Here is an 11,210-nt window from a genome sequence, read left to right as displayed (position 1 = left end):
AGCATGGCAGATTTGTCACAGTAGGGACGGTTTGTGTCGCGAAACCCGCTTCAGACGTTATTAAAGATTGTGAATCGCCCCTTTCGGACCCTAGCCTGAACCCATCACCACGACCCGGGTGTCTTGCCCGGCTTTTTGATGAGGACTTCCTGATGGCGCAGGTGACTCACCTTCACGACCTCCCTCATGGCCGCAGCGCAGGCAATATCGTGCCTCTGCGCCAGGGCCTTCTGCCCCGTCACCGCGAGTATCTCCTGCGCTGGCTGGAAGCCGGACAGCGGATGGGCGTGTTCGACGCGGAAATTGCTCCGGCGGCCCATGATGTTGTCAATGTGGATGGTACCGCGCCTGTCGATCACGTTCTGGTCTGGGTGCGCGAAAACCCCGATCCGGCCTACATGCTGCGCCCGCAAGGAATGCGCTGGGTGCTGATCGACCAGATCCGCGAGCACGAACTCGGAAGCTATGCCAGCTTCGAACTCGCCCTGCATGTCATCCGTCCGGTCCTGCCCCTCGCCGAGACCTACGCCGCCTGACCCTGCGCCCGGATTTCCTCGTCCAGACACAAAAAAAGCGCGCCGTTCAAAGAACGGACGCGCTTTTTTCTTGGGATATCCTAATCAGCTTGGCCGAAGAGCGACGTCCCGCGATGCCGGCACCACAACACGTGCTCCGCCACCGCGCTGGATCTGATAGATCGCCAAAGCCCGCGTCACATGTCCGTCCGGACGCAGACGGAACAGGCCATCCACACCCATATAACCATCCGGCCGCGTCAGCGCTTCGGTCGTCACACCGCCTTGGCGGATCAGGCTTCCGGCCAGAGCCGCAGCGTCATAGGCGAAATCACTGACCGGTGACGGGGCCTGTTTGTACAGCGCCCGGTACTGCGCAACGTATCCCATGCGGTCATGTGCATCGGACGCCGCATACCAGGCGCCATGTAGCGCACCGAGCTTGCCATCAAATGCCTTCCACAGCGCCGGTCCCATGATCTGGACCTGTGACGAATCAATGTGGTCGGCCTGAAGCGCCGTGATGATCCGTCCGAGTTCCAGCCCTGTATCGGCCAGCACCAGAGCGTCGAATGGCGGCGGCGGAACCGGCGCGGGCGGTGCTGCGGGCGTCGGTGTCGCAGCAGGCGTTCCCGGCGTGGTCGTGGACGGGGTGGCCCCTGTCGTTCCCGCCGTGGCTGTATCAGGCGCAGCTTCTCCCGTCGGATCAATCGCGGACGGCCCGGCGGGCACATCCGCAGCCGGTGCGGCAGGAGGCTGGCGTGTCTCGATAGCAGAAAGCGACTTCATCCCGTCATCAATGTTCTGCGCATCCATCGTATGGAACACGATCTGGGGCTCCGTCAGACCCGCATCCCGGCAGGCCCGCACGAGCCCGTCACCCATCGCATGCCCGAAAGCATTATCCGGCAGGAAAGCCGCAAAAGTCTTGCGTCCCGTCGCCCGCGCCGCATCCACCATCCGGCGCACCTGCTGCTCCGGCGTCAGACCCATGACCCAGACGCCCGGACGGGCCTGTGTGGAGTCGCTGGTGAAAGCCAGTTCAGGCTTGCCTGCATTAATGGCCAGCGGTGCTGCCATCCCGGTCTCGGTGGCCGTCAGGGGGCCCAGCAGAATCGCATCCCCACGCGCCAGAGCATCGCGCGCTGCCTGCGCCGCACCGCCCGGACCATTCGTGTCATGCACGTCGAGCGCAGGGGACCCCTTGGTGGAGAGTGCCAGTTTCGCCGCATCGCGCATCCGTGCGCCGTAAGCCGCATTGCGTCCCGTCAGGGGCAGGATCAGTCCAACATCATGTGCGCCCGGCCCTTCGGAAACGCCCGGAATGCCGCCTACACCGGGCACGGAGGATGACCCGCCACCCGAGCAGGCAGCAAGGGTCAGGAAGGTTCCCGCGGCAAGGCCGGTGCTTACACCCTTGCGCAGACGGCTCAACGGGCGACAATGCGCCCCTGAGTTTGTCACCGAGGATGCAGATGTCCGAAAAGTCATGTTCCGCTGAAACTCCCTTGAGCGATGCGGCTGAAACGTTACCGGCCGCCGCCCTGCCAGCGCAGGGCCAGGCCGAAGGTGGATGTCTGATATTGGTTGCAACGCCGATCGGCAACCTAGCCGATATCAGCGAACGCGCGATCGAGGCGCTGAACACCGTGGACGCGATCCTCTGCGAGGACACGCGCGTCACGGCAAAGCTCCTGCTTTCGCGCAATATTGCCACACCGACCCGGACACTGCACGACCATAACGAACAGGACCGCACTCCGTTCCTGATCGAAAAACTGCAGGACGGCGCACGCTATGCGGTCGTCTCCGACGCAGGCACACCCCTGGTCTCCGATCCCGGATACCGGCTGGTCCGCGCGGCCATCGCGGCCGGCATCCATGTCACGGCCATTCCCGGTCCGAACGCCGTCGTCACGGCCCTGACGCTGTCGGGCCTGCCGCCCCTGCCCTTTATGTTCCTGGGCTTCCCTGCGCCCCGAAGCGAAGCCCGCAAGACCGGTTTCGCCACCCTGCGCGCCGCTGAACAGGCCGGACTGCATTCCACCCTGATCTGGTATGAAGCCCCACACCGCCTGATCGAAACACTGGAAGACCTGATTGACGTCTTCGGCCCGGACCGCGAAGCCGCAGTCGGCCGCGAACTCACCAAACGCTTCGAGGAAATGGTGCGTGGCACCCTCACAGAGGTTCTGGAACATTTCCGCACAACCGTACCGCGGGGCGAAATCACGCTTCTGATCGGTCCCTCTGCCGAAGATGACAGCGGCGCTGCCGATCTGGACACGCATCTGCGCGAAGCCCTGGCGACCCATTCCGTCAAGGATGCCGCCGCCCTCGTGGCGGGAATCGTAAAGCTACCCAAACGCACGGTCTATGCCCGCGCGCTGGAGCTTTCACGCGAACTGAAGGACTGAAGCCTCAGTCAGCCTTGGGCAGGACGAACAGGGACTGAGGCACGGTCCCGCCCAGACGCACATCGGACAGGGCAATCGTGGTCGTGCGCCCCTGCGCATCCACGACCGTCCAGCCCAGAAGACCAAGCGGCGCATCAGACAGGACGAGCGTCAGGGTGCCTTCCCCCGCACTCTGCGTCCGCACCACCTGCACCCGGATCTGTCCGTTACTGTGCTCGAAGCCCGTCACCGTCACATCGCCCGACAGCTTGAGTTCCGGACGCAGCAGAAGCCCGAGCGGCGTGCGGTCCAGCGGAATGGTCGTGACCTGATCGACGCTGCGATCCTGAAACACCACACGCCCGTCATTGGCGACCAGCAGCAGCGGACTCGGCTTGTCGTAATCGAAACGCATGCGGCCCGGCCGGTCGAGCGTCGCTGTTCCGACCGTCGTGCTGCCATCCGCCGCCGTCTGCCTGAAACGCGCCTGAAGCGTCGTGACCTGCCCCAGCGCGTCCTCAATCCGTGAAATCCAGCCCTGATCCGCAGGACGAAGCTGGGCGGGAGTTGCCTGCGCAAAAGCCATGGATGGCAGTGCAACGGGCAGCAGCGCCGCCAGAGCGGCAGCGCGGAAAAAAGAACGGTTCATCATGTCTCAGGAACTGCCAATCAGCACACCGGTTGCAAAAACGAGAGCCCCGCCGAGGAAGACCTGCACCATGGCCGATCCGAACGGTGTGTCCTGATACCGCCAGCGCACCCAGGAAATCAGCAGAAGCTCGATCGCCACGGCAATAATCGCGACACCAAAGGCGAGATGGAAATCCGGCACAAGGAACGGCAACGTATGCCCGATCCCGCCCCCAAAGGTCATGGCGCCGCAGATCAGACCACGCAGCAGCGGAGCCCCACGCCCGGACAGCTTGCCATCATCCGCCAGCGCTTCCGCCAGCCCCATGGAAATCCCGGCTCCCAGCGAGGCCGCAAGCCCGACCAGAAAGGCCGCATGCGGACTATGCGTTGCAAAGGCCGCGGCAAAGACGGGCGCCAGCGTCGAAACCGAGCCATCCATGAGCCCGACCAGCCCCGGCTGCACGACCCGCAGAACAAAATCCCGGCGGCTGTGCTCGTCCTCGCGGTCACGCGTGTTGTCATTCAGATGCGCATCTTCCAGGCGCCGCGCCTCACGCTGATGCCGGTCTTCCTCGGTCGCCAGATCGCCCAGCAGCTTGCGGATTTCGGCATCGTTGGTCTGCCCGGCGGCCTGACGATAGAACCGCGCCGCCTGCCGCTCCATGTCGGCCGCCTGCGCCCGGATCGCCTCGATCCCGCGATTCTGCATCTGCCAGGCGGATTTGCGGGACGGAAACCCCTGCACATCCTGCCGGCGGACCAGCGGGATATGATTACCGAACCGCCGGACGAACAGATCGATCAGCGCGCGGCGATGGTGGTTTTCCTCTTCCGCCATGTCCTGGAAAATGGCGGCGCTGTCGGGATAATCCTCCGCCAGCATCTGGCCGAAATCCGCGTAAATATGACCATCCTCCTCCTCGCTGGCGATGGCCAGCGCAAGGATTTCGCGTTCGGTCAGATCGGAAAGTTTCGTCACGTAGGCAGCAGATCCCGTCTCGTAAAATCAGATGGCGGCTTCGGTAAAGAGCGGCTTCACGCTCTGTCCCCAGGCACCGTTATACAGATCCAGCCAGTACTGGGCCTGATTCGGACCGCCATCCGCAATCAGGTGCAGCGGGTCGAGATACCCGGCCTCATTGCGCACACGCGCCCGCAGACCCTGCTCGGCCAGTTCAACCACACGCTTGGCAAACGGCTTCAGACCGCCCGGGAACGCAGCATCCAGCCCCAGACGCGGCACTTCGGCGCGGAGCTGCTGATACACGCTCCAGGGCTGCTCACGCACCAGTTTCTCGGCCGCTTCCAGCGTGGCAGGATCGTAAAGCAGGCCGACCCACAGAGCCGACTGCGCCACCATCATTTCCAGCTTGCCCGCATCCGCGCCGCGCATTTCAAGGAACTGCTTGAGACGCACATCCGGGAACACCGTCGTCAGATGATCTTCAAAATCCCCGACCGTCGGCGTCAGGCCCTTCAGCGGTTCCTGAACATCACCCGCCAGCCAGCGACGGAAAGAGCAACCGGCAACGTCGATGTTCTTTCCGTCCCGCGAGACGAAATACATCGGCACGTCCAGCGCCCAGTCCACATACTGCTCGAAGCCAAACCCATCCTCGAAGAACACGGAAGGCTGTCCCGAACGCTGGTTGTCCGTGTCGGTCCAGATCCGCGCCCGGTTGGACAGCAGGCCATTGGCCTTACCCTCGACGAAAGGTGAGTTCGCAAACAGCGCAGTCGCCACGGGCTGAAGTGCGAGCGACACCCGCATCTTGCGCGCCATGTCGGCTTCATCGCTGAAATCAAGATTGACCTGAACCGTGCAGGTCCGCGTCATCATGTCGAGGCCGAGCGAACCGACTTTCGGCATGTAGTTGCGCATGATCGCATAGCGGCTCTTGGGCATCCACGGCATCGCGTCGCGCGTCCAGAGCGGCTGAAAGCCAAACGGCAGGAAGCCAAGCCCGAGTTCCGCAGCCGGACCACGCACCTGATCGAAATGCGCCTGCATTTCTGCTTCCGTCTCCTGAAGCGAGACAACCGGGGCGCCCGAAAGCTCGAACTGTCCGGCCGGCTCAAGCGAGATCGCCCGTCCTGCCTGTGCGTTCTGCCCTTTCAGACCGATCAGGTTCTCACCGTCCATGATCGGCGCCCAGTCCGGTCCCTGAAGCTTTTCCAGCAGGGCTCCGATTCCACGCGGCTCGTAAGGCGGCGGGGAGAGCGGTTCGCGTCCGTCAGCAGCATGAGGAAGAACAAAACCGAATTTTTCATGTTCGGTACCGATCTTCCATTCCGATTGCGGTTTGCAACCACGCGCGATCGCCTCGACGAGCTGCGCCCGGCTTTCGATCGACGCAGTATTGGACGTGCCGGGATTGGACATGGCGTTTGGCCTCGGTCTGAATTCGTTGTTCGATAATGATTGAACTGTAGCAGGTCCGACGGTTCTGTCACCCTCGGGCGGCATCCTCAGCCCTCGCCGCCAGACGGGACAGCCCCGCACACACGGCCGTCTCCGCCCGCAGCACCAGCGGCCCCAGGCTGAGTGCATGAACGGCAGCATGCCGCCGCAGAAGCTCCACTTCCGCCTCGGAGAAGCCTCCCTCCGGCCCGATCAGCAGGGCCGCAGCCTGCACCGCCACACCCTCACCCGGACGACGCTCAAGCGCGGCAAACAGCGGACAATCGTCCGGCCACTCCGCCAGCAGCACCCGCAGCGACTCAGGCGGCAGGATCTCCGGGACATCTAGTCGCTCGCACTGCTCCGCCGCTTCGGTCGCAATCACCGACAGCCGCTCCAGATTGAGCCGGTGCGTATTGGTCCGCTCCGTCACGACCGGCCGAAAGCGCGTCACGCCCAGTTCGGTTCCCATACGGATGACAAGTTCCGTCGCATCCCGCTTGAGCGGCGCAAACAGCAGTTCCACACCTTGCGTCGGAACCGCAGTCCGCTCGCAGCGATGCAGCAGAACACTTCCCTTGTCCTTTTTCAGGGCCGCGATCTCTGCTGTCCACTCGCCGTCCCGCTCATTGAACACACGGACGGCGCTGCCCACGCCCTGCCGCATGACGTTGCCCAGATAATGCGCCTGCCCGGGAGGAAGCGGGATGGTCTGGCCTTCCGCGAAGGCTGTTTCAGACGCAGGGACGTAAAGACGGGGGTCGGATCGGCTCATCCTTTTCCGATAGCGCGCCTCGCCCATTGACGGAAGCATGTCCGCGCAGCATCACATCTCCCATGAGCCAGACCCGCGCCCATACCGATATCCAGCTGACCGGCCGCATTGCGCGCCTGCCCGAGCCATGGCGCTCCTATGCCCTGCTCGCCCGTCTCGACCGTCCGGTCGGAACATGGCTCCTGTTCCTGCCCGGCGTATGGGGCCTGTTCCTTGCACCCCACGCGTCGCTTCAGACGCGCCTGATCGACACGGCCCTGTTCGCCTTCGGCTCGCTCGTCATGCGCTCGGCCGGCTGCGTCGTGAACGACATCTGGGACCGCGACATCGACGCCAAAGTCGCCCGCACCGCAGGCCGCCCGCTCGCCAGCGGCGCACTCTCCCTGAAACAGGGCCTGCTCCTTCTGGCCGTCCTGCTGCTGATGGGGCTGGGCGTGCTCGTGTGCCTGCCGCCCGTCTGCTGGGCTCTCGCCCCGATCGCGCTCCTGCTCGTTGCCCTGTATCCGGCCGCCAAGCGCGTCACCTGGTGGCCGCAACTCGTCATGGGTTTCACCTTCGGATTCGGTGCCCCCATGGGCTACGCCGCAGCCGCCGGCACACTGGATGGCAACGGCCTGCTGCTTTACGGCGCCGTCATTCTCTGGCAACTCGGATTCGACACGATCTACGGCTTTCAGGACATGGACGACGACGCCCGCATCGGCGTCCGCTCCACCTCCCGCCTGATGGAAAAGAGCGCCCGCCCGTTCATAGCCACCTGCTACACCCTCATGCTGCTGGCACTGGCCCTCGTCGCGATCCACGCCCATCTGCACTGGACTTTCTGGCCGTTCCTCGCTGTCGCCACCGCAATGCTGCTCCAGCAGGTCCGCGTACTGAACCCGTATGACGCCCCGGCCTGCCTCAGGGAGTTCCGCCGCAACGTGCCCATCGGATTCGTACTGGCCGCAGGGTTTGTCGCCGCAAGACTTTTCGGATGAGCACGGCCCTGAGCGATCCCGCCGGTTTCATCCGCGACAACACCGCCATCGCACAGGCCACGCTCGTGCCGGAGATTTCCCTGCATCTGGCGACCCAAATCACGCCCATCTGGCAGGCCAGCGAAGTCTATCTCGAACAGATCGGCATTGAGCCGCCTTTCTGGGCCTTCGCATGGCCCGGCAGCCAGCTCATCGCACGCTTCATTCTCGACAATCCCGGGCATGTCCGCGGACGCCGCGTGCTGGATGTGGCCTGCGGATGTGGACTTGCCGCCATTGCAGCCGCGATGTCGGGTGCGTCCGGCGTGCAGGCCAATGACATTGATCCGATGGCACTCGAAGCCACGGTCCTCAACGCCAGCCTGAATAACGTCACCATTGGGCCTGTCGCTGGAGATCTGATCGGAACGATCCCCGACTGTGACCTGCTGGTGATCGGAGACGTCTGTTACAACGAGGCCATGGCCTCGCGGATCGTGCCATGGCTGCTGGAGTGTTCGAAAACCTGCGAAGTCTGGCTCTGCGATCCGGGCCGGCACTACGCCCCGTCAATGCCGCTCGAAGTCCTGACGCGCCAGACCGTTCCCGTCACGCAGGAGCTGGAAAGCGCGGATCAGCGCGCCACCACACTTTTCAGGCTGCGAGATATTTCCGTCCCAGACTGAGCGCAGATCCCGTTAGCGCCGCAACCATCGCAGCCCCGAGGCAGATGAAGGCCGGGTGGGGAAAGACCGTGAACAGTCCAGCCACAAGCAGGGCTCCGCTCGTCTGACCCGCCAGACGCGCAACGGAGAGCATACCGCTCGCCCCGCCCTCACGTCCGGGAGGTGCGGTGACCATGATGGCGCGGTTATTGGGCGGCTGAAACAGCCCGAACCCGCATCCGGCAAACAGCGTCCGCCAGGCGATGGCCCAGTTGCTGGCATCCGTCGGCAGGAACCACAGCAGGCAGAACCCGCTTGCCGTGATGGCCAGACCAATCGAGGACAGGATCGAAGCCGGAAAACGGTCCGCCAGACGGCTGACCACGAACGACATTGTCGCCACACCCACAGCCCAGGGCGCAATCAGAAGACCGATCGTCCCGGCACCACGATGGAATGCGGATGCCAGTGTAAACGGCATGGCCACGATGTAGAGATTGGAGGCCACGAAGCCCAGAAACCCGACCAGACAGGCCAGCAGGAACGGCCTGCGCGCCAGCAGATCGACCGGCACGATCGGCTCCAGCCGCTCACGCTGGTAATGCAGGAGCATGGCCCAGCACAGCACGCCCGCAACTGTCACGACGCCGCCCGACAGGAAATCGGCGTGCATCAGCCCGTCCAGACCAACGCCGGTCAACGCAAATGAAGCGACCGTCAGAAGAGAGCCGACCATATCGGTCGGAATATCGCTCCGCGGGGTCTGCGGCAGTGCGGCATGGGCCAGAGCCAGAGCCGCGAGGGCCAGCGGCAGGTTGATCCAGAAAATCCAGGGCCAGCTCGCCACGGACAGGATGAGCGACCCCAGAGACGGGCCAAGCGCCACACCGAGCCCAACGAACAGCCCGTTCAGTGCAATCCCGCGCCCCAGTTCCTTATGCGGGTAGATGAAGCGGACGAGCGCGATGTTCACGCTCATGATGCAGGCGCCGCCCATACCCTGCAGGGCGCGGGCCAGCGTCAGTTCCAGCAGGTTCTGCGACAGCGCACAGGCCACGGATGCGATCAGGAACAGAAAAATTCCAAGCTGGCTCAGTCGCGCAAATCCGACACGTGACCCGAGGGACGCCAGCGGTAGAAGGCAGGACAGATTGGCGAGCTGATAGGCATTGACGACCCAGATGGCCCGCGAAGACGACGCATGCAGATCCTGCGCAATCAGCGGCAGGGCCACATTGGCAATCGCATAATCCAGCACCGACAGAAGCAGGGCCAGCAGTACGGCCGACATCGCCTTGAGGCGCTGGGCCCCGTACAGCCCGGCATGGCGTTGCGGATCGTATTCTTCTTGCGGACCGTCTTCCGTCGTAGCCGTCATCGTCTCAGCGTCCCAGATCACGCAGGCGGGTGCCTGCAAAAAGATTGGCCTCAAGCCTTTCGAGCGAGACGCCTTTCGTTTCCGGAACGAACCATAGGGTCACAAGAATGAAAAGACCATTGAAGACAGCAAACATCAGGAACGTCGTGGACGCTCCCATCATGGCCATACCCAGCGGAAACAGGTTGGAAATCACCCAGTTGGCGGCCCAGTTGGTCACCGTGGAACAGCCGATGCCAAAGTCCCGCCCGCGCGTCGGCTGAACTTCCGAGCACAATGTCCAGACCAGCGGGCCCTCACCAATGGCAAACCCTGCCACGAACAGAAGGACAAACCCGCAGAGCAGCAGCTGGGACGCAAAACTCGATGCCCCGACAGCCAGCAGTGTTCCGACCCCGGCCAGCGAAAATGCCGCAATCGCGCAGCTCAGAATCAGAAGTGGACGCCGCCCCCACCGATCCACACAAGCGATCGCCACACCCGTCAGCGCCATATTGGTCAGCCCCACGAGCGTCGTAGCCCAGATCGAGGCATTCGTCCCGAAATGCGCCGCCTGAAAGACGCGCGGGGCATAATACAGAAGCGCATTGATCCCCGAGAGCTGCTGCATGATCTGAAGCAGCATCCCCAGGAAAACCGTCCGGCGGAAATTGGGATTGCTTTTGAAAAGTCCCACGCCAGCATCGCTGCTCTTCTGCAGGCGCGACTGGATATCCACCAGTTCGGCTTCAGCCACTTCTTCGTCGGATCGCAGGCTCTGCAACACTCGCCGCGCACGGTCCTTCTCGCCACGCATCATGAGCCAGCGGGGACTATGAGGAAGGATCAGAACAATGCCGAGAAAACAGCTGGCTGGTACGGCCATGACCCCCAGCATCCAGCGCCAGTGCCCGCCTGGAGCCAGCAGGCTGTCGGAGACAAAAGCGAGGAAAATGCCAAGGGACACCATGAGCTGGTAGAACGAAATCATGGCGCCACGAACGGATTCAACCGTGATTTCAGAAATATAGAGTGGCGCAGCAAAGGCAGCCACACCGACCGCCAGTCCCAGGAAAAGACGGCCTACGATCATGATCGCGGCACCCGGCGCCAGAGCGCAGAACAATGTCCCGATCAGGAACAGGATCGCCGCCCCGAGCATGGCGCCCGTCCGGCCGAACCGCACCGAAATCCGCCCGGCAAACAGCGACCCGACCGTCGCCCCGGCCATCATCGACGAGACGATCCAGCCCTGCAGGGCGTCACTCGCATGGAAATCGGTCGCAATGAAAGGCAGCGCACCAGCAACCACGCCGGTATCAAGACCGAACATCAGCCCGGCCAGCGCTGCCAGAATACCAAGGGTTGTCGCCCGTGCCGTGCTGCGGGGCTGGTCCGTGGACAGCCCCTCACTGGAAGACGAAGCAATCCCAGCCATACCCGTAGTCACCTCACCCGAAACACAGTCCCTCTTCATATCGAGGGGTACAGGACCAAACGTTCCGAAAC

At 63.4% G+C, this 11,210-nt stretch carries 11 protein-coding genes; 4 read left to right on the top strand and 7 right to left on the bottom strand.

The features are described 5' to 3' along the window. Positions 1–152 precede the first annotated feature (152 nt). Positions 153–536 carry a hypothetical protein gene (locus tag HKD24_RS01495; RefSeq protein ID WP_194258677.1) on the top strand — a complete coding sequence of 128 codons (384 nt, stop codon included), beginning with the start codon at positions 153–155 and terminating at the stop codon, positions 534–536. A gap of 84 nt (positions 537–620) precedes the next feature. On the opposite strand, the gene HKD24_RS01490 is transcribed toward HKD24_RS01495, so the two are convergent. Further along, a complete protein-coding gene (locus tag HKD24_RS01490) occupies positions 621–1,949 on the bottom strand; it encodes a penicillin-binding protein activator (protein WP_194258734.1) in 1,329 nt (442 codons plus the stop codon). 149 nt (positions 1,950–2,098) lie between these two features. Between HKD24_RS01490 and rsmI the strand changes: the two genes are divergently transcribed. After that, on the top strand, positions 2,099–2,932 hold the full coding sequence (rsmI, locus tag HKD24_RS01485) for a 16S rRNA (cytidine(1402)-2'-O)-methyltransferase (protein ID WP_194258733.1): 834 nt from the start codon (positions 2,099–2,101) through the stop codon (positions 2,930–2,932). A gap of 4 nt (positions 2,933–2,936) precedes the next feature. On the opposite strand, the gene HKD24_RS01480 is transcribed toward rsmI, so the two are convergent. From HKD24_RS01480 to HKD24_RS01465, 4 genes are all read right to left on the bottom strand, one after another. Next, positions 2,937–3,563 (bottom strand): LolA family protein, encoded by a 627-nt coding sequence (locus HKD24_RS01480; protein ID WP_172493106.1) that lies wholly within the window; start codon positions 3,561–3,563, stop codon positions 2,937–2,939. Between the two features lie 3 nt (positions 3,564–3,566). Further along, the gene (gene mbfA / locus HKD24_RS01475; RefSeq protein WP_041112190.1) at positions 3,567–4,523 is read right to left on the bottom strand and encodes an iron exporter MbfA; all 957 of its coding nucleotides are present in this window, start codon (positions 4,521–4,523) and stop codon (positions 3,567–3,569) included. Positions 4,524–4,550: 27 nt separating this feature from the next. Beyond that, entirely contained in the window at positions 4,551–5,927 is a 1,377-nt protein-coding gene (locus HKD24_RS01470) for a glutamate--cysteine ligase (RefSeq protein ID WP_194258676.1), read from the bottom strand. 67 nt (positions 5,928–5,994) lie between these two features. Further along, entirely contained in the window at positions 5,995–6,747 is a 753-nt protein-coding gene (locus HKD24_RS01465) for a 16S rRNA (uracil(1498)-N(3))-methyltransferase (RefSeq protein ID WP_194258732.1), read from the bottom strand. A 35-nt stretch (positions 6,748–6,782) separates the two neighbouring features. Between HKD24_RS01465 and ubiA the strand changes: the two genes are divergently transcribed. Together ubiA and HKD24_RS01455 are read left to right on the top strand one after the other, a co-directional pair. Further along, positions 6,783–7,700, top strand: a complete 918-nt coding sequence (gene ubiA / locus HKD24_RS01460) for a 4-hydroxybenzoate octaprenyltransferase (protein ID WP_194258675.1) — start codon at positions 6,783–6,785, stop codon at positions 7,698–7,700. Further along, the gene (locus HKD24_RS01455; RefSeq protein ID WP_194258674.1) at positions 7,697–8,365 is read left to right on the top strand and encodes a class I SAM-dependent methyltransferase; all 669 of its coding nucleotides are present in this window, start codon (positions 7,697–7,699) and stop codon (positions 8,363–8,365) included. The genes ubiA and HKD24_RS01455 overlap by 4 nt, the downstream gene beginning before the upstream one ends. Here HKD24_RS01455 and HKD24_RS01450 read toward each other — a convergent pair. Both HKD24_RS01450 and HKD24_RS01445 read right to left on the bottom strand, forming a co-directional pair. Further along, a complete protein-coding gene (locus HKD24_RS01450; protein ID WP_194258673.1) occupies positions 8,334–9,722 on the bottom strand; it encodes an MFS transporter in 1,389 nt (462 codons plus the stop codon). The genes HKD24_RS01455 and HKD24_RS01450 overlap by 32 nt on opposite strands. A 4-nt stretch (positions 9,723–9,726) precedes the next feature. Continuing rightward, positions 9,727–11,139: a sugar porter family MFS transporter gene (locus HKD24_RS01445; protein ID WP_194258672.1), complete on the bottom strand. Its 1,413-nt coding sequence runs from the start codon at positions 11,137–11,139 to the stop codon at positions 9,727–9,729. Positions 11,140–11,210 lie beyond the last annotated feature (71 nt).

Origin of the sequence: Gluconobacter vitians (genome assembly GCF_015244565.1) — a bacterium.
Lineage (GTDB): Bacteria > Pseudomonadota > Alphaproteobacteria > Acetobacterales > Acetobacteraceae > Gluconobacter > Gluconobacter vitians.
Note: the sequence above shows the minus strand (reverse complement) of the source record. Positions and strands in the feature narration are given on the sequence as shown.